The organism is Lysobacter tyrosinilyticus (assembly GCF_054779815.1).
In genome coordinates, this window is record NZ_BAAGXN010000014.1 from 106,599 (window position 1) to 123,927 (window position 17,329).

Below are 17,329 nucleotides of genomic sequence, written 5' to 3' on the forward strand. Positions count from 1 at the left end.
CCGATGACGGGTGCTCCGCACGAGGAGCACCACTACAACCCGGATCCGCATGCGCATCCGGGGTTGCACGCCATCGCAATCTTCGAGGCAGCCAAGGGTCTGCTGGCGCTACTCGCTGCCAGCGGGCTCGAAATCCTCGGCCCGGCACCGCTGCAGCGCTGGCTGCATGAACTGATCAACCGCTTCCAGCTCGACCCGCACCACGGTGCGATCGAATGGTTGTCGAATACGCTCAATCCCGGTTCCGTGCACCTCGCTGCAGCCATCGGTCTGGGCTACGCAGTGCTGCGTTTCGTCGAAGCCTGGGGCCTGTGGCGCGTGCGCGCCTGGGCGTCGTGGCTGGCGCTGATCAGTGCGGCGATTTATCTGCCGCTCGACGTGTACGCGCTGATCCAGCATCCCGGCTGGTTGTCGGTGACCGTACTGGTGGTCAACGTGATCGTGGTGGCCGCGCTGGCCCGCGACCTATTCAAACGACGCCACTGATCCGGACTACGCGACCTTGAGTCGCCTGGTTCGAAACTAAATCATTGCAGCGTGACGGGAGCCACAGCTTCCCCGGCTCCTTGCCCTTGTCTGCGTTCCTGCCCACGGCGATGCTGACCCGTCCGCCTTTCGTGCGGTTGGGGAAATGCCATGTTTGTCCTGAGCCGAATCCGCGGCGGCCGCGCCGTACGCGCAGCCGCGTTGAGCATTGCCGTGATCGCCGCGCTCTCCGGGTGCGAGCGCGTCAGAGATCTCGCCGCTCCCGCGGCAAAGAAGGAACCCAGCGGCGCCGCCACGACGGGCGACTTCGCTTTCACCGAAGCCAGCGTCGCCGATCTGTCCGCGCGCATGGCGCGTGGCGAACTCGACAGCCATACGCTCACCCAGGCTTATCTCGATCGCATCGCGGCCATCGATGATGCCGGCCCAAAACTCAACGCGGTCATCGAACTCAATCCCGATGCGCTCAAGGAAGCCGACGCACGCGATGCCGAACGCAAGGCCGGCCGCGTGCGTAGCCCACTGCACGGCATTCCCGTGCTGCTCAAGGACAACATCGATGCCACGCCGATGGTGAACTCCGCGGGCTCGCTGGCGCTGGCTGCGCACCGCCCGAGGGACGATGCCTTCGTGGTCGAGCGCCTGCGCGCTGCCGGTGCGGTGATTCTCGGCAAGACCAATCTCAGCGAATGGGCGAATTTCCGCTCGACGCATTCGACCTCGGGTTGGAGCGCGCGCGGCGGACTCACCCGCAATCCTTACGTACTCGATCGCAGCACCTGCGGTTCGAGCTCGGGTACCGCCAGCGCGATCGCCGCCAGCCTCGCCACCGTCGGCGTTGGCACGGAGACCGACGGCAGCATCATCTGCCCCGCGTCCGTCACCGGCCTGGTCGGTCTGAAACCGACCGTAGGCCTGGTCAGTCGTGGCGGCATCATTCCGATCTCCAGCAGCCAGGACACCGCCGGACCGATGACCCGCAGCGTCGCCGATGCGGCCTATCTCCTCGCCGGCATGGTCGGCCGCGACGAAAGCGATGCCCTCACTGCCAACAGCGTCGGCCGCGCGGTCTTCGATTACCCCCTGCATCTCAAAGCCGACGGCCTGCGCGGCGCGCGCGTCGGCGTGCTGCGCAACAAGATGGGCATCGATGCGAGTATCGATGCGGCGATGGAGAATGCGATCGCGGCCATGCGTCGCGCCGGCGCCGTCGTGGTCGATGCGCAGATTCCTACCGACGGTCAGTGGGAAGCGGGCGAACTCGACGTGCTGAGCTGGGAGTTCAAGGCTGGACTCGAACACTATCTCACCAGCCGGGATGCCCCGGTGACCACGCTCGCGCAGCTCATCGACTACAACAAGCGCCATGCGGGCGACGAACTGAGCTACTTCGGCCAGGAATTGCTCGAACAAGCCGACGCCAAGGGGCCGCTGAATGATCCGGCCTATCTCGATACGCGCAGCACGATCCGCAAACTCGCCGGCGTGCAGGGCATCGACGCCGCGCTGCAGGCGCAGCATCTGGATGCGTTGATCGCGCCGGCGACGGCGGCCGCCTGGAAGGCGGACATGACCAATGGCGATCCAGCCGTGCCCTCGGGCTATGGCGCCGCAGCGGTCGCGGGCTATCCGAGCCTGACCGTGCCGATGGGCGACACGCACGGCCTGCCCTTGGGCATCGTCTTCATGGGCACGGCGTGGAGCGAGCCGCGCCTGATCGAACTGGGTTACGCGTTCGAGCAGACGACGAAGGCGCGTAAAGCGCCAGCCTTCATTGCCTCGCTACCCGATGGCGTGGTTCCTCCGCCCGCACGCCGCGTAGCTGCGGAGCCTGCGCCAGCGGCACAAGATTCTGCAGACACCGCACCAGCGGATGCCGGGGCGGCATCTAGCGCAGCGTCGGCGAAAACAAGCGGGTCCCCGGCTTCCGGCACGTCCCTGCCCTCGTGGCAGACATCCGCGGCCGATACATCCGTCACCGCAACTCCAGTTTCGAAATAACCCCGCAAAGAACAAAGGCCGGCGTCATGCCGGCCTTTGTCTGTTTTGACGTTGCCAATGCCGACGGCCGTCCCTCCGACTTATCCCGGACGCGCGATCTGCGCCTGCTTGCGCACGATAAGCATCGCGATCTCCAACGCCTGTTCGTAGTTGAGGCGCGGGTCCACGCAAGTGCGGTACGCGCGTTCGAGATCGCTTTCGGTCAGCTCGCGTGCGCCGCCGAGGCATTCGGTCACGTCCTCGCCGGTCAGCTCCAGGTGCGCGCCGCCCAGGCGCGTGCCTGCGGCTGCGTGCAGATCGAAAGCATGCTCGAGTTCGCTGCGGATGTTGCGGAAGCGACGCGTCTTGTAGCCGTTGCTGGTGCTCTCGGTGTTGCCGTGCATCGGATCGCACACCCACAACACGCGACGGCCTTCGCGCTTTACCGCCTCAAGCAATGCGGGCAGCTTGTCGGCGATATGCGCGGCGCCCATGCGATGAATCAGGGTCAGACGTCCGGCTTCGTCGTCGGGATTGAGGACGTCGATGACACGCAACAGCTGATCGGCGGTGGTCGAAGGCCCCACCTTCAAGCCAATCGGATTGCGGATGCCGCGGAAGTATTCGATATGCGCGCCATCGAGCTGCGCCGTACGCATGCCAATCCACGGGTAATGCGTGCTGAGGTTGAACCAGCCCCACTGACGCGGTACCTGACGCGTCTGCGATTCCTCGTACGGCAGCAGCAACGCTTCATGTGAGGTGTAGAAGTCGACACGGTTGAGGTTGTGCACCTCGCTGCCCGACAACGTCTCCATGAAGCGCACCGCGTCGCCAACACCATCGACCATGCGTTGATACTCATCGGCGAGCGGCGAATGACCGACCCAGCTCAGGTTCCAATATTCGGGGTGATGCAGATCGGCGAATCCACCGTCGATCAGCGAACGGATGAAGTTCATGGTCATTGCCGAACGCGCATGCGCCTTCACCATGCGACGCGGATCGGGAATCCGCGCTTCCTCGGTGAAATCCGGACCGTTAATGATGTCACCGCGGTAACTCGGCAGCGTGACGCCATCGCGAGTTTCGGTATCAGTCGAACGCGGCTTGGCGTATTGCCCGGCAAAACGCCCAACGCGCACCACGGGCAGACGCAGACCATGCACGAGCACCAGGCTCATTTGCAGCAGAACCTTGAGGCGGTTCGAGATGACTTCCGGCGTGCAGCCTTCGAACACTTCCGCGCAATCGCCACCTTGAAGCAGGAAGCGACGGCCTTCCTGCGCATCGGCAATCTGCTTCTGCAGCGCGAGGATTTCCCACGATGTCACCAGCGGCGGCAGCGCATGCATCTCCTGCAGCACGCCTTCGAGCGCGACCTCGTCCGGATACGTCGGCATCTGTAGCGCCGGACGTCCGCGCCAGCTCGCCGGTGCCCAGTCGGTCGGCAGGTTGACGGCGCGGATATTGCGATCGGAAGAAGCAGACATGGCGGTCGATGGAAGTGGTTGCTGCGATGCAGCGAACTTCCATCATCCGCCCGAAAAGCAGGCGCTGCAACGGTTGCAGCAGCAACCGCTGATTCCGATTTGGAATCGACTGTTAAAGCGCGGCGAAGCCGCGCTCAGTGAAACCTGATCAGCGGCGACGGAACGCCGCGAATGCCGCCCATGCAGCCAGCATGACGAACCAGAACAGGCTCCACGCCGGCATCGACAGTCCCAGGAACGTCCAATCGACCTTCGCGCATTCACCCGACCCGGTCAGCACTTTCTTGACTACATCGCCGAGCGGGAATGCATCCATCATGTAGGCCAGATCAGGTCCGCACGAAGGGACCTCATCGGGTGGCAGATGCGTGAGCCACACATGGCGACCGGCGATGGCGATGCCCACACCCGAAGCGATCAATGCGAGCGCGCCCCAGGTTGCACGTCCGCCCGCGCCGCGCGGCGCGAACAAACCGCCCAGCAGGAACATCACTCCGAGTGCGATGAACGCCGCGCGCTGGAACGTGCACAGCGGGCACGGATTCAAGCCGCCGAAGTACTGGGTGTACAGCGCGAACCCAAGCAGGCCCACGCAGACGAAAAAACCGAGCAGGAACTGCAGGCGGAACGAGGCGCGGAAGAGATTGGTCATGTCGTTACCTTAACGGCTGGCCGGACGCGTGCAAAGACAGCGGGCGGTGCGCGCCGGTTCCCGACTGAGGCATCGGCGGCGTTGAATCCGGACCGACGGCATTTTTTGATCGGCCTAAACGACGAAAGCTCCGGCGCGGGCCGGAGCTTTCATGTCGATACAACCTGGCGCGCAACGATCGCGACGCCTGAAGCGCTTACTTCGCAGCTTCCGGACGGTCGACCAGTTCAACGTAGGCCATCGGCGCGTTGTCGCCAGCGCGGAAACCGCACTTGAGGATGCGGAGGTAACCGCCCGGACGGGTCGCGTAGCGCGGGCCCAGGGTGGTGAACAACGTGCCCACGGCTTCCTTGTCGCGCAGACGCGAGAAGGCAAGACGACGGTTGGCGACGCCATCGACCTTGGCGAGGGTGATGAGCGGCTCGGCGACGCGACGCAGCTCCTTGGCCTTCGGCAGGGTGGTGCGGATGAGGCCGTGCTTGATCAGCGAGGCGGCCATGTTGCTGAACATCGCTTCGCGATGGGCGGTGGTGCGGCTGAGGGCACGACCCGACTTCTGGTGGCGCATGACTTGGATTCCTGTTGAATGTTGGAACTATTGGATTTCGCTGTCGCCATCCTGGCGTTGGAGCTTGGACTGCGGCTGGTCCGGGCCGACCTATTCCCTGATCGGCGTGTCGCGAACCTTCGGGTTCGTCGAGTGGTGTTGCAGTTCTTGCGGCGATCCCCGCCATTGGCGGGGATCGCTTGTTACTTACTGAGTCAGCCCATCATGCCGTGCGAGGCAATGCCCGCCGGCGGCCAATTCTCAAGCTTCATGCCGAGCGAGAGTCCACGCTGCGCCAGCACTTCCTTGATCTCGGTGAGCGACTTCTTGCCGAGGTTCGGGGTCTTGAGCAGTTCGACTTCGGTCTTCTGGATCAGATCGCCGACGTAGTAGATGCTCTCGGCCTTGAGGCAGTTGGCCGAACGCACGGTCAGTTCGAGGTCGTCGATCGGACGCAGCAGGATCGGATCCACACCGCCGGTCTGCGGCTTGACAGCGCCACGGTCGCGGTGGGTGAAGTCACCGAACACCGACAGCTGATCGCTGAGGATGTCGGCGGCGGTGCGCACGGCTTCCTCGGCATCGATCGTGCCGTTGGTTTCGATATCCAGCACCAGCTTGTCGAGGTCGGTGCGCTGTTCGACGCGCGCGGCTTCCACGGCGTAGGCAACGCGGCGGACCGGCGAGAACGACGCATCCAGCATCAGGCGGCCGATCGCGCGGGTTTCTTCATCCGGACGACGACGGGCAGCAGCCGGCTGGTAGCCGAAGCCGCGCTCGATCTTCAGACGCATGTTCAGCGCAGTGTCCTTGGTCAGGTGCGCGATCACGTGTTCCGGGTTGAGGATCTCGACGTTGTGGTCGGTCTTGATGTCGGCCGCGGTAACGATGCCCGGACCCTGCTTGCTCAGCGACAGCATGGAGCTGTCACCCGTGTGCATGCGGATGGCGACGTCCTTGAGGTTCAGCAGGACTTCCAGCACGTCCTCTTCGAGGCCTTCGACCGTGGTGTACTCGTGGAGCACGCCGTCGATGTCGACTTCAGTGATCGCGAAGCCGGGGATCGACGACAGCAGCACGCGACGCAGCGCGTTGCCGAGGGTGTGGCCGTAGCCGCGCTCAAGCGGTTCGATCACGACCTTGGCGCGATGGCCGGAGATGCGTTCGATCTGGGGACCACGCGGGCGCAGTACCTGGTTGGCGGTAACCGTCATGTTGTTGCGTTCTCCGTCAATGCCTTCGTTCGTTGGGGGGTAACGACGACTGGCTGAGGCTTTTGGAGCTCCCTCTTATCGAGGGAGAGGCCGGTGCGCAGAGCGCACCAGCCTGGGTTTTGGCGAAGGCGACCCTTTCGGGTCGCGCTTGGCCTTACTTCGAGTACAACTCGACGATCAGCGCTTCGTTGATGTCGGCCGGCAGGTCGGAACGATCCGGCACGGCCTTGAACACACCAGCGAACTTCTTGGCATCAACTTCGACCCACGACGGCGACAGGTCCATCTGAGCGGCGACGCCCAGCGATTCCTGCACGCGCATCTGCTTCTGGGCACGCTCCGACAGAGCGATCGCGTCGCCGGCCTTGACCTGGTACGACGGCAGGTTGACCGACTTGCCGTTGACCGTGACGCCGCGGTGCGAGACCAGCTGGCGAGCAGCCGGACGGGTCACAGCGAAGCCCATGCGGTAGATGACGTTGTCAAGACGGGTCTCGAGGAGCTGCAGCAGGTTTTCACCCGTGTTGCCCTTCTTGTTCGAGGCCTTCTTGTAGTAGTTGCGGAACTGACGCTCCAGCAAGCCGTAGATGCGCTTGACCTTCTGCTTCTCACGCAGCTGCGTGGCGTAGTCCGACAGCTTGCCCTTGCGGGCGGTCGGGCCATGCTGGCCGGGCTTTTGTTCGAGCTTGCACTTCGAGTCGAGAGCGCGGACGGGCGACTTCAGCGAGAGGTCGGCGCCTTCACGACGGGAGAGCTTGCACTTGGGACCAATATAACGAGCCATGTGTCTTCAGCTCCTCAGACGCGACGCTTTTTGGGCGGACGGCAGCCGTTGTGCGGAATCGGCGTGACGTCGATGATGTTGGCGATCTTGTAGCCGACGTTGTTCAGTGAACGAACGGCGGACTCGCGACCCGGACCCGGACCCTTGATACGCACTTCGAGCGTCTTCAGGCCGTAATCGAGGGCAGCACGACCGGCCTTTTCGGCAGCAACCTGCGCGGCGAACGGGGTCGACTTACGCGAACCGCGGAAGCCCGCGCCGCCCGAAGTCGCCCACGAGAGCGCATTGCCCTGGCGGTCGGTGATCGTGATGATGGTGTTGTTGAAAGAAGCGTGGACGTGGGCGATGCCGTCGGTGACGACACGCTTGATCTTCTTCTTGGTCTTGGCAGCAGCAGCCGGCTTGGCCATGGTTGTCTACCCCTTACTTCTTGATGGCCTTGCGCGGACCCTTGCGGGTACGTGCATTGGTACGGGTGCGCTGACCACGCAGCGGCAAACCGCGGCGGTGACGCAGGCCGCGATAGCTGCCCAGGTCCATCAGACGCTTGATCGACATGCCGATCTCGCGGCGCAGGTCACCTTCGACCACGAACTTCGCGATCTCGGAGCGCAGGCGCTCGACTTCCGGTTCCGACAGGTCACGGATCTTGGTCGACAAGGTGACACCCGCCGATTCGCAGACCTGCTTCGAACGGGTACGGCCAATGCCGTAGATGCTTTGCAGCCCGACCCAGACGTGCTTCTGGGCAGGCAGGTTGACGCCAGCAATACGCGCCATAACGCGATTCTCCAACTGGTTTGGCAGCCGGGGTATGAACCCGGCGGAGTGAACAAGAGATGTTAACAGGGTCTCGGGTTACTTGGAAGCACTGGGACCGAAGTCCCACTACTCGGCATGGGGAGTGTGCCCATGCTCCGGCGACAGTTCCGAACTGGCCGAACCCGGCGGACCTCCTTCTGGGAGCACCGCCCTGCCCGGCCCCGCGCACTACTCTGGTGCGCGAAAGGCCCGGAACCACTCGTGCGCGAGACGCCGCCCGAGTCGCCCATCTGAACCCCGGCGCCAACCGGGATTCGTTGCGGCCGGAAGGATTTCCGGTCCGCCAATCAGTTCCGGCCAAGCCGGAACCGCGTTGTTTTCAATCAGCGACCGAGGCCGCCACGCGAACCTTTGAGGTTCGCCTTCTTCAACAGGCTTTCGTACTGGTGGGACATCAGATGCGCCTGGATCTGCGCAATGAAGTCCATGATCACCACCACCACGATCAGCAGCGACGTGCCACCGAAGTAGAACGAGGTGCCCAGCTGCGTGCGCATGATTTCCGGCAGCAGACAGACCAGGACCAGGTAGATCGCACCGGCCGCGGTCAGGCGGGTCAGCACGCCGTCGACGTAGTCGGCGGTGGCCTTACCCGGACGAATACCCGGGATCAGTGCGCCCGACTTCTTGAGGTTGTCGGCGGTTTCCTGCGAGTTGAACACCAGCGCTGTGTAGAAGAACGCGAAGCCGATGATCAGCGACGCATACAGGATCATGTGCAGCGGCTGTCCGGAATTGAGCATCTGCGCCAGCTTCTGCAACCATGTCGCCGAGCTGCCCTGACTGAACCAGGCCGCAGCGGTCGCCGGGAACATCACGATGCTCGAGGCGAAGATCGGCGGGATCACGCCCGACATGTTGAGCTTGAGCGGCAGGAACGACGACTGGTTCATGTACGCGCTGCGGCCACCCTGGCGGCGCGCGTAATTGACCGTGATGCGACGTTGGCCGCGCTCCACGAAGACCACCAAGAAGGTAAAGCCCAGCACCAGTGCGACCACGACGATCGCCGCGATGGCATTCATGTCGCCGTTGCGGATCTGTTCGAACATGCCGATCACCGCGGCCGGCAGGCCCGCGACGATGCCCGAGAAGATGATCAGCGAGACACCGTTGCCGATACCGCGTTCGGTGACCTGCTCACCCAGCCACATCAGGAACATAGTGCCGGCGGTCAGTGCAATCACCGCGGTCACGATGAAGCCCGGACCCGGGTTGTAGACCACCGGAATGCCCTGGGCCGCGCCACCGCTCTGCAGCGCCGTCGCAATGCCCCAGGCCTGGAATACGGCCAGCGGGATCGCGCCCATGCGCGACCACTGATTGATCTTGCGACGGCCCGACTCGCCTTCCTTCTGGATGGCCTTCAGGCTCGGCACGATCTGAGTCAGCAGCTGCACAATGATGGACGCCGAGATGTACGGCATCACGTTTAGCGCGAACAGGCTGAAGCGATGCAGCGCGCCACCCGAGAACATGTTGAACATGTCCACGATGGTGCCCTGCTGGGTCTTCATCAGCTCCAGCATCTTGTCCGGGTTGACGCCCGGCACCGGGATGTAGCAACCGATGCGGTAGACGATCAGGGCGCCGACGACAAATAGCAGACGCTGACGCAGCTCGGTGAACTTACCGAGTCCGCCGCCGATGCCGGCCATTGCGTTGCTGGTTTTCGCCATCTTGATGCCGCTCCGAGTTGATCGCGCTACTTGGAATTCTTCCGTGGTTACGGCGCCATGCCGTACCCGCACAAACGTAGACGTCGCCCGTCGTTGCCGACGGGCGACGCTTGTTACTTAGGCGATGGAACCGCCGGCCGCTTCGACTGCGGCCTTGGCGCCGGCCGTAGCCAGCAGTCCCTTCAGCACGAACTTCTTGGTGAGCTCGCCCTTCTTCACGATCTTGGCCTGCTTGGCGTTCGGCGGCACCAGCTTGGCGGCCTTGAGGGCGGCCAGGTCGATATCACCGGCATCGAGCTTGTCCAGCGCGTACAGCAGGACTTCAGCGGTGTCCTTCTTGATCAGCGAACGGAAGCCGATCTTCGGCAGACGACGCTGCATCGGCATCTGGCCGCCTTCGAAGCCCGCCTTGATCTTGCCCTTACCGGAACGAGCGAACGAACCCTTGTGACCGCGACCTGCGGTCTTGCCCAGGCCGGAACCGATACCGCGACCGACGCGCTTGCGTTCGGTACGGGCGCCGTCGGCGGGCTGCAGAGTGTTGAGACGCATATTGATTACTCCTCCACGCGAACGAGGTAGTGGAGCTGAGTGATCAGGCCGCGCACAGACGGGCTGTCCTTCAGTTCACGCACATCGTTGAGCTTATTCAGGCCCAGCGCCTTCACCGACAGACGGTGACGCGCCTGGGTACCACGCAGACCCTTGACCAGGCGGACCTTGACGGTCTTGACGGCTTCAGCCGCCGCTTCCTTCTTAGCCATGGTTCAGATCCTCCACCTTCTTGCCGCGCTTGGCTGCGATCTTGGCCGGCGAATGCATCTCGCCCAGGCCACGCAGCGTGGCGCGCACGAGGTTGATCGGGTTGCGCGAACCGGTGGCCTTGGCCAGCACGTTCTTCACGCCAACCGCTTCGAGCACGGCGCGCATCGCACCGCCGGCGATCACGCCGGTACCTTCCGAAGCCGGCTGCATGAACACGCGGGCTGCACCGTGGCCGGACTTGACCGAATGCCACAGAGTGCCGTTGTTCAGATCGACGTTGACGAAGCTCTTGCGGGCATATTCCATCGACTTCTGGATCGCGACCGGCACTTCGCGCGCCTTGCCGTAACCGAAACCGACCTTGCCGTTGCCGTCGCCCACCACCGTCAGCGCGGTGAAGGTGAACTGGCGACCGCCCTTGACCGTCTTGCTGACGCGGTTGACCGCGATCAGCTTTTCGATCATGCCGTCATCGACTTTTTCCTCGCGGGGGCCGCGATCACGATCGCGTCCACGCGGTGCACGTTGTTCTTCTGCCATTTTGATAACTCAGTAGTTAAGGGATTTGCGGCGTGGCCGCTTATCGTTGTTGGCTGTAGCGGGTGTTTCGCGAAACCGGCAATCCGACAGCGCGCCCGGTGTAGTCCACACCGGCAGGTTGGCACTGCGTGGAGGCGAACCTCCATGCTTTCAAGCGGACGGCGGACCGGAGTCCGCCTAGCTTTCTGTGCGATTCGCGGCGGAAAAGTTCCGCCGCGCTGAATCAGAACTGCAGGCCGCCTTCGCGCGCGGCGTCGGCCAGGGCCTTGATGCGACCGTGGAAGCGGTAGCCCGAACGGTCGAAAGCGACCTTTTCGACACCAGCAGCCTTGGCCTTCTCGGCGATGGCGCGACCAACCTTGGCAGCGGCTTCGGCGTTCTTGCCGTTCTTCAGACCATCCTTGACGTCGGCCTGCGTGGTCGAGGCGGCAGCCAGGACCTTGGAACCGTCGGCAGTGAAGACCTGGGCGTACAGGTGCTGGCCCGTGCGCAGCACGGTCAGGCGCGGCACGCCGAGTTCGCGGATGTGTGCGCGGGTCGACTTGGCGCGACGCAGACGGGCAGTGTTCTTGATGCTCATGTTCTGTTCTCCGAAAGCCGAAGACCCGGTTAGGCCTTCTTCGCTTCCTTACGGATGATGACTTCGCCGGCGTACTTCACGCCCTTGCCCTTGTACGGCTCCGGCGGACGGACACCGCGGATCTTGGCCGCGAACTCACCGACCTGCTGCTTGTCGGCGCCGCTGACGATGACTTCGGTCTGCGTCGGGGTGGCGATGGTGATGCCGGCCGGAGCCTGCAGGACCACCGGGTGCGAGAAGCCCAGCGACAGGTTCAGGTCCTTGCCCTGCATGGCAGCACGGTAACCCACGCCGACCAGCTCGAGCTTGCGCTCGAAGCCTTCGGACACGCCCTTCACCATGTTGGCGAGGATGGCGCGCAGGGTACCGGTCAGGGCGATCTGCGCGGCATTTTCGGTCGAGAACACGGCGTTGCCGCCGTCGACCTTCAGTTCGATGCCGGCCGGCTTGGCAATGCTCAGGGTGCCCTTCGGGCCCTTGGCGCTGATGCTGTCGACGGACACGTTGATTTCAACACCCTTCGGCAGGGCGATCGGCTTCTTGGCTACACGAGACATGTTAGCGAGCTCCTGTTAGGCCACGAAGCACAGGACTTCACCGCCGACGCCCTGCTGGCGCGCCTGCGCATCGGTCATGATGCCCTTGGAGGTGGAAATGATGGCGACGCCGAGGCCACCAAGGACCTTCGGCAGCGCGTCCTTGCCGCGGTACTGGCGCAGGCCAGAACGCGAATAGCGCTCGAGGCGCTCAATGACGGGCTTGCCTTCGTAATACTTCAGCACGACTTCGAGCTCGGCCTTGGCGCCGTTCTGGGTCACGCGGAAATCAGCGATGTAGCCTTCGCTCTTGAGAACGCCGGCGATCGCGGTCTTGATCTTGGACGACGGCATCTTCACCGTCTGCTTCCGGACAGCGGCGGCATTCTTGATGCGCACCAGCATGTCGGCAATGGGATCAGTCATGCTCATTAAAAGTCACCTATGAGTAGCACCGATATCCGCGGGATTGCGGTTTTCAGTCTTCAGTTGTGCCGTCGGGCGGGCCCGGCGGGTAAAGCAGCCGGCAAGTCTAGCAGACTTGCCGGCCTTGTTGCTTACCAGGAGGCCTTGCGCAGGCCCGGAACGTCGCCGTTCATGGTCGCCTTGCGCAGCATGTTGCGGCCGAGGCCGAACTTGCGGTAGACGCCACGCGAGCGGCCCGACAGTTCGCAGCGGTTGCGCTGGCGGCTGGCCGAGGAGTCACGCGGCAGCTTCTGCAGCTTGGTCGCCGCTTCGATCTTCTCTTCGTACGACGCGGTCGTGCTGGAGATGATCTTCTTCAGCGCGACGCGCTTGGCGCCGTGCTGCTTGTTCAGCTTCTTCCGCTTGATTTCGCGGTTGATCATCGAGGTCTTGGCCATGATGTATATCTCTCGTCGAAATCAGTTACGGAACGGGAAGCGGAACGCTTCGAGCAGCGCCTTGGCTTCGGCGTCGGTCTTGGCGGTGGTCGTGATGGCGATATCCATGCCACGGACCGCGTCGACGGCGTCGAAGTCGATTTCCGGGAAGATGATCTGTTCCTTCAGGCCCATGTTGTAGTTGCCGCGACCGTCGAACGAACGGCCCGACACGCCGCGGAAGTCGCGGACGCGCGGCAGCGAAACGTTGATCAGGCGATCGAGGAACTCGAACATGTGCGCGCGACGCAGCGTGACCTTGCAGCCGATCGGCCAGCCGTCACGGATCTTGAACGAAGCCACCGACACGCGGCTCTTCGTCACGATCGGCTTCTGACCGGCGATCTTGGTCAGATCGGCGACGGCGTTTTCCAGGATCTTCTTGTTCGTGGCAGCTTCGCCAACGCCCATGTTGATCGTGATCTTGGACAGGCGCGGCACTTCCATCGGGTTCGTGTAACCGAACTTCTTGGTGAGGGCCGGGACGACTTCGTCCTTATAGAACTTTTCGAGACGGGTGCTCATGTCAGATAGCCTCGCCGCTGGAGCGGAACACACGCAGTTTGCGTCCATCCTCCAGGACCTTGAATGCAACGCGCTCGCCCTTGCCGGTGGCCGGGTTGAACAGCATCACGTTGGAAATGTGGATCGGCGCTTCACGTTCGATCACGCCGCCGGGCTGGCCGGCCTGCGGGTTCGGCTTGGTGTGGCGCTTGATGACGTTGACGTTGGACACGACGACCTTGTCGCCAGCCACGCGGATCACGTCGCCCTTCTTGCCCTTGTCCTTGCCAGCGGTGACGACTACCTGGTCGCCCTTGCGGATACGGTTCATCTCAATTCCTCCGCTCAGAGCACTTCAGGTGCCAGCGAGACGATCTTCATGAACTTCTCAGTACGCAGCTCGCGGGTCACTGGCCCGAAGATGCGGGTACCGATCGGTTCCTGCTTGTTGTTCAGGAGCACGGCGGCGTTGCCGTCGAAGCGGATCAGCGAGCCGTCCGGGCGACGAACGCCCTTGCGGGTGCGGACCACGACGGCGTCATAGACGTCGCCCTTCTTGACCTTGCCACGCGGAATCGCGTCCTTCACGGTGACCTTGATGATGTCGCCGATGCCGGCGTAACGGCGCTTGGAGCCGCCCAGCACCTTGATGCACATCACTTCCTTGGCACCCGAGTTGTCAGCCACGTCGAGGTAGCTCTGCATCTGGATCATGAGTCAGCCCTCCTCTTATTCGGCCGCACGAGTGACGATCGTCACCACGCGCCAGTTCTTGGTCTTGGACATCGGCGCGCATTCGGCGACGCGGACGATATCGCCCTCGTTGCACGAATTGTCGGCGTCGTGGGCGTGCAGCTTGGTCGAGCGACGGATGTACTTGCCGTACAGAGCGTGCTTGACCTGGCGTTCCACCAGGACCGTCACGGTCTTGTCCATCTTGTTGCTAACGACCCGGCCTTCTACCGTGCGCAGCGCCTTCTCTGTTTTGTTGTCGGTCATGGCGGGTCCTTACTTCTTCGGTCCGAGGAGCGTGTTGACGCGAGCGATCTCGCGGCGCACGCGGCGGACTTCGTGGGTCTTGGCGAGCTGGCCGGTAGCCTTCTGCATGCGGAGAGCAAACGTCTCCTTGTGCAGTTCGGCCAGGTGGGCCTTCAGCTCGTCGGCCGACTTCGCGCGGAGTTCTTTCAGTTCCATTAGCGCACCGTACGGGTCACGAAAGTGGTGGTGACCGAGAGCTTGGCCGCGGCCAGACGGAACGCTTCGCGTGCCGTGGCTTCGTCCACACCTTCGATCTCATAGATCATGCGGCCGGGCTGGATCTGGGCGACCCAGTACTCCACGTTGCCCTTACCGGAGCCCATTCGGACTTCGATCGGCTTCTTGGTGATCGGCTTGTCGGGGAACACGCGGATCCACATCTTGCCGCCGCGCTTGACGTAGCGGCTGATGGAACGACGTGCAGCCTCGATCTGGCGAGCAGTCAGCTGGCCGGTCATGGTTGCCTTCAGGCCGTATTCGCCGAAGGAGACAGCGTTCGCATTCCAGCTCAGGCCATCGTTGCGGCCCTTGTGCATCTTGCGATACTTGGTTCGCTTGGGTTGCAACATGGTCAATTACCTCGCTTCGCGGGCCGGACGGCCACGGCCGGGACGGTCGTTGCGATCCTTGCGGTCGCCACGGTCCGGACGGTCACCACGCTCAGCGCGCGGGGCCGCGGAATCGTCCTGCTTTTCCTGGCCAACCTGGGAGAAATCGAAGATTTCGCCCTTGTAGACCCATACCTTGATGCCGATGATGCCGTAGGTCGTCTTGGCTTCAGCGAAGCCATAGTCGATGTCGGCACGCAGCGTGTGCAGCGGCACGCGACCTTCGCGGTACCACTCCGAACGCGCGATTTCGGCGCCGTTGAGACGGCCGGCGACATTCACCTTGATACCCAGCGCGCCCAGGCGCATCGCGTTACCGACCGCACGCTTCATGGCGCGGCGGAACATGATGCGACGCTCCAGCTGCTGCGCGATCGACTCGGCGACCAGCTGTGCGTCCAGTTCGGGCTTGCGGACTTCGGTGACGTTGATGTGCGCCGGAACGCCCATCACGTCGCTGACTTCCTTACGCAGCTTCTCGATGTCCTCGCCGCGCTTGCCGATCACCACGCCCGGACGGGCGGTGTGGATCGTGACGCGGGCGTTGTTGGCCGGACGCTCGATCAGGATCTTGGAGATGCCAGCCTGTGCAAGCTTCTTGCGCAGCATCTCGCGAACCTTGAGGTCGGCCGCCAGGAAGCCGGCGTACTGCTTCTTGCCGGCGAACCACTTGGAGGTCCAATCCTTGGAGATGCCAAGGCGGATGCCGGTCGGATGTACTTTGTGACCCATATCTATGCTCCGCCTTACTTGCCCGCGCCAACAACCACAGTGATGTGGCTGGTGCGCTTGAGGATGCGGGTGCCGCGGCCCTTCGCACGCGCCATGAAGCGCTTCAGTGCGGGACCTTCGTCAACCATGATGGTCTTGACCTTGAGTTCGTCCGTGTCCGCGCCGAGGTTGTTTTCGGCGTTGGAGACGGCCGAGTACACGATCTTGTAGATCATGTCGGCGGCCTTCTTGTCGGAGAACTTGAGCAGGTCAAGGGCACGGGCGACCGGCAGACCACGGACCTGGTCAGCGACCAGGCGGGCCTTCTGGGGGGAGATGCGCGCAGAGCGCAGGATGGCTTTCGCTTCCATGGTCATCTCCTTACTTGCCCGACTTCTTATCGCCGCCGTGACCCTTGAAGGTACGGGTCAGGGCGAACTCGCCGAGCTTGTGGCCAACCATCTGCTCGTTGACCAGCACCGGAATGTGGTTCTTGCCGTTGTGCACGGCAATGGTGAAACCCACGAACTCCGGCAGGACCGTCGAACGACGCGACCAGGTCTTGATCGGCTTCTTGTTGTTGCCCGCGGTCTCCACCTTCTTCATCAGGTGGTGGTCGACGAACGGGCCTTTCTTCAGTGAACGTGCCATGGCCGATTAGCTCCTACGATCGCGCACGATGAACTGCGTGGTGCGCTTGTTCTTGCGGGTCTTGTAACCCTTGGTCGGAACACCCCACGGGGTGACCGGATGCGGATTACCCTGGCCGGCCTTGGCTTCACCACCACCGTGCGGGTGGTCGACCGGATTCATGGCCGCACCGCGGACGGTCGGCTTGATACCGCGCCAACGCTTGGCGCCGGCCTTGCCGAGCTTCTCGAGGTTGTGTTCGTCGTTGCCGACTTCACCGATGGTCGCAGCGCAGTCAACCGGCACCTTGCGCATTTCGCCGGAGCGAAGACGCAGCGTGGCGTAACCCTGTTCGCGAGCGACCAGGTAGACGCTGGCGCCGGCCGCGCGGGCCAGCTGGGCGCCCTTGCCCGGCTTCATTTCGACGCAGCACACGGTGGTACCGACCGGGATGTTGCTCAGCGGCAGCGTGTTGCCGACGCGGATCGGGGCTTCGCGGCCCGAGATCACCTGGTCGCCATCCTTCAGGCCCTTCGGCGCGATGATGTAGCGACGCTCACCGTCGACGTAGCACAGCAGCGCGATGTGCGCGGTGCGGTTCGGATCGTATTCAATGCGTTCGACGCGGGCGGGGATGCCGACCTTGTCGCGCTTGAAGTCGATGATGCGGTAGTGCTGCTTGTGGCCACCACCGATGTGACGGGTGGTGATGCGGCCGTGGTGGTTACGGCCACCAGTCTTGCTCTTGGCCTCAACGAGGGCCGCGTGCGGCGCGCCCTTGTGCAGGCCCGGCGTCACCACGCGGACCGCACTACGGCGACCGGCGGAGGTGGGCTTGAAAGTCATCAATGCCATGAA

At 63.3% G+C, this 17,329-nt stretch carries 27 protein-coding genes and 1 pseudogene; 3 read left to right on the plus strand and 25 right to left on the minus strand.

What is annotated here, in order from left to right; all coding sequences use genetic code 11:
- The first annotated feature begins 3 nt into the window (after window positions 1-3).
- Window positions 4-486: a DUF2127 domain-containing protein gene (locus ACYVGK_RS16840; protein WP_460736119.1), complete on the plus strand. Its 483-nt coding sequence runs from the start codon at window positions 4-6 to the stop codon at window positions 484-486.
- Between the two features lie 201 nt (window positions 487-687).
- Window positions 688-2,331: pseudogene (locus ACYVGK_RS16845) on the plus strand (amidase); the annotation flags it as partial.
- Window positions 2,332-2,567: 236 nt separating this feature from the next.
- Here the strand turns inward: ACYVGK_RS16845 and ACYVGK_RS16850 are convergent.
- Window positions 2,568-3,959 (minus strand): class II 3-deoxy-7-phosphoheptulonate synthase, encoded by a 1,392-nt coding sequence (locus tag ACYVGK_RS16850; protein WP_460735837.1) that lies wholly within the window; start codon window positions 3,957-3,959, stop codon window positions 2,568-2,570.
- On the opposite strand from ACYVGK_RS16850, the gene ACYVGK_RS16855 reads away from it, so the two are divergent.
- Window positions 3,958-4,107, plus strand: a complete 150-nt coding sequence (locus tag ACYVGK_RS16855; protein WP_460735839.1) for a hypothetical protein — start codon at window positions 3,958-3,960, stop codon at window positions 4,105-4,107. The two genes, ACYVGK_RS16850 and ACYVGK_RS16855, sit on opposite strands and share 2 nt — an antisense overlap.
- Here the strand turns inward: ACYVGK_RS16855 and ACYVGK_RS16860 are convergent, their stop codons facing one another.
- The 24 genes from ACYVGK_RS16860 to rplB form a co-directional block, all read right to left on the minus strand.
- Complete coding sequence (locus ACYVGK_RS16860; protein WP_460735841.1) at window positions 4,108-4,611, minus strand: disulfide bond formation protein B; 504 nt, start codon at window positions 4,609-4,611, stop codon at window positions 4,108-4,110. It abuts the gene before it with no gap.
- 196 nt (window positions 4,612-4,807) lie between these two features.
- Window positions 4,808-5,179 carry a 50S ribosomal protein L17 gene (gene rplQ, locus ACYVGK_RS16865; protein ID WP_460735843.1) on the minus strand — a complete coding sequence of 124 codons (372 nt, stop codon included), beginning with the start codon at window positions 5,177-5,179 and terminating at the stop codon, window positions 4,808-4,810.
- Window positions 5,180-5,373: 194 nt separating this feature from the next.
- A complete protein-coding gene (locus tag ACYVGK_RS16870) occupies window positions 5,374-6,372 on the minus strand; it encodes a DNA-directed RNA polymerase subunit alpha (protein WP_460735845.1) in 999 nt (332 codons plus the stop codon).
- 154 nt (window positions 6,373-6,526) lie between these two features.
- Window positions 6,527-7,156, minus strand: coding sequence for a 30S ribosomal protein S4 (rpsD, locus tag ACYVGK_RS16875; protein WP_460735847.1), 630 nt, complete (start codon window positions 7,154-7,156; stop codon window positions 6,527-6,529).
- A gap of 14 nt (window positions 7,157-7,170) precedes the next feature.
- Entirely contained in the window at window positions 7,171-7,566 is a 396-nt protein-coding gene (gene rpsK / locus ACYVGK_RS16880) for a 30S ribosomal protein S11 (RefSeq protein WP_187711379.1), read from the minus strand.
- A gap of 13 nt (window positions 7,567-7,579) precedes the next feature.
- Window positions 7,580-7,936 carry a 30S ribosomal protein S13 gene (gene rpsM / locus ACYVGK_RS16885; protein WP_460735849.1) on the minus strand — a complete coding sequence of 119 codons (357 nt, stop codon included), beginning with the start codon at window positions 7,934-7,936 and terminating at the stop codon, window positions 7,580-7,582.
- A gap of 365 nt (window positions 7,937-8,301) precedes the next feature.
- The gene (gene secY, locus ACYVGK_RS16890) at window positions 8,302-9,657 is read right to left on the minus strand and encodes a preprotein translocase subunit SecY (RefSeq protein WP_460735851.1); all 1,356 of its coding nucleotides are present in this window, start codon (window positions 9,655-9,657) and stop codon (window positions 8,302-8,304) included.
- A gap of 117 nt (window positions 9,658-9,774) precedes the next feature.
- On the minus strand, window positions 9,775-10,215 hold the full coding sequence (gene rplO, locus ACYVGK_RS16895; RefSeq protein WP_460736121.1) for a 50S ribosomal protein L15: 441 nt from the start codon (window positions 10,213-10,215) through the stop codon (window positions 9,775-9,777).
- Window positions 10,215-10,421, minus strand: a complete 207-nt coding sequence (gene rpmD, locus ACYVGK_RS16900) for a 50S ribosomal protein L30 (RefSeq protein ID WP_460735853.1) — start codon at window positions 10,419-10,421, stop codon at window positions 10,215-10,217. The genes rplO and rpmD overlap by 1 nt, the downstream gene beginning before the upstream one ends.
- Window positions 10,414-10,962 (minus strand): 30S ribosomal protein S5, encoded by a 549-nt coding sequence (rpsE, locus tag ACYVGK_RS16905; protein WP_460735855.1) that lies wholly within the window; start codon window positions 10,960-10,962, stop codon window positions 10,414-10,416. Before rpsE ends, rpmD begins: the two co-directional genes overlap by 8 nt.
- 223 nt (window positions 10,963-11,185) lie before the next feature.
- Window positions 11,186-11,542, minus strand: a complete 357-nt coding sequence (rplR, locus tag ACYVGK_RS16910) for a 50S ribosomal protein L18 (protein ID WP_460735857.1) — start codon at window positions 11,540-11,542, stop codon at window positions 11,186-11,188.
- 29 nt (window positions 11,543-11,571) lie between these two features.
- Window positions 11,572-12,099, minus strand: a complete 528-nt coding sequence (gene rplF, locus ACYVGK_RS16915; RefSeq protein ID WP_460735859.1) for a 50S ribosomal protein L6 — start codon at window positions 12,097-12,099, stop codon at window positions 11,572-11,574.
- Window positions 12,100-12,114: 15 nt separating this feature from the next.
- Entirely contained in the window at window positions 12,115-12,510 is a 396-nt protein-coding gene (rpsH, locus tag ACYVGK_RS16920; RefSeq protein WP_460735861.1) for a 30S ribosomal protein S8, read from the minus strand.
- A 125-nt stretch (window positions 12,511-12,635) separates the two neighbouring features.
- Window positions 12,636-12,941, minus strand: a complete 306-nt coding sequence (gene rpsN, locus ACYVGK_RS16925) for a 30S ribosomal protein S14 (RefSeq protein ID WP_460735863.1) — start codon at window positions 12,939-12,941, stop codon at window positions 12,636-12,638.
- Between the two features lie 21 nt (window positions 12,942-12,962).
- Window positions 12,963-13,505, minus strand: coding sequence for a 50S ribosomal protein L5 (gene rplE / locus ACYVGK_RS16930; RefSeq protein ID WP_460735865.1), 543 nt, complete (start codon window positions 13,503-13,505; stop codon window positions 12,963-12,965).
- Window position 13,506: 1 nt separating this feature from the next.
- Complete coding sequence (gene rplX / locus ACYVGK_RS16935; protein WP_460708572.1) at window positions 13,507-13,815, minus strand: 50S ribosomal protein L24; 309 nt, start codon at window positions 13,813-13,815, stop codon at window positions 13,507-13,509.
- A gap of 14 nt (window positions 13,816-13,829) precedes the next feature.
- Window positions 13,830-14,198 (minus strand): 50S ribosomal protein L14, encoded by a 369-nt coding sequence (rplN, locus tag ACYVGK_RS16940; RefSeq protein ID WP_056136003.1) that lies wholly within the window; start codon window positions 14,196-14,198, stop codon window positions 13,830-13,832.
- A 15-nt stretch (window positions 14,199-14,213) separates the two neighbouring features.
- Window positions 14,214-14,483, minus strand: a complete 270-nt coding sequence (gene rpsQ / locus ACYVGK_RS16945) for a 30S ribosomal protein S17 (RefSeq protein ID WP_056136006.1) — start codon at window positions 14,481-14,483, stop codon at window positions 14,214-14,216.
- A 9-nt stretch (window positions 14,484-14,492) separates the two neighbouring features.
- Window positions 14,493-14,678: a 50S ribosomal protein L29 gene (gene rpmC, locus ACYVGK_RS16950; RefSeq protein WP_460735867.1), complete on the minus strand. Its 186-nt coding sequence runs from the start codon at window positions 14,676-14,678 to the stop codon at window positions 14,493-14,495.
- Entirely contained in the window at window positions 14,678-15,091 is a 414-nt protein-coding gene (rplP, locus tag ACYVGK_RS16955; RefSeq protein WP_460735869.1) for a 50S ribosomal protein L16, read from the minus strand. Before rplP ends, rpmC begins: the two co-directional genes overlap by 1 nt.
- A gap of 6 nt (window positions 15,092-15,097) precedes the next feature.
- Entirely contained in the window at window positions 15,098-15,862 is a 765-nt protein-coding gene (rpsC, locus tag ACYVGK_RS16960; protein ID WP_187711366.1) for a 30S ribosomal protein S3, read from the minus strand.
- A 14-nt stretch (window positions 15,863-15,876) separates the two neighbouring features.
- The gene (gene rplV / locus ACYVGK_RS16965) at window positions 15,877-16,212 is read right to left on the minus strand and encodes a 50S ribosomal protein L22 (protein ID WP_460735871.1); all 336 of its coding nucleotides are present in this window, start codon (window positions 16,210-16,212) and stop codon (window positions 15,877-15,879) included.
- A 10-nt stretch (window positions 16,213-16,222) separates the two neighbouring features.
- Window positions 16,223-16,492, minus strand: coding sequence for a 30S ribosomal protein S19 (rpsS, locus tag ACYVGK_RS16970; protein ID WP_187711364.1), 270 nt, complete (start codon window positions 16,490-16,492; stop codon window positions 16,223-16,225).
- Window positions 16,493-16,498: 6 nt separating this feature from the next.
- Window positions 16,499-17,326, minus strand: a complete 828-nt coding sequence (gene rplB / locus ACYVGK_RS16975; protein WP_460735873.1) for a 50S ribosomal protein L2 — start codon at window positions 17,324-17,326, stop codon at window positions 16,499-16,501.
- Between the last annotated feature and the right edge of the window lie 3 nt (window positions 17,327-17,329).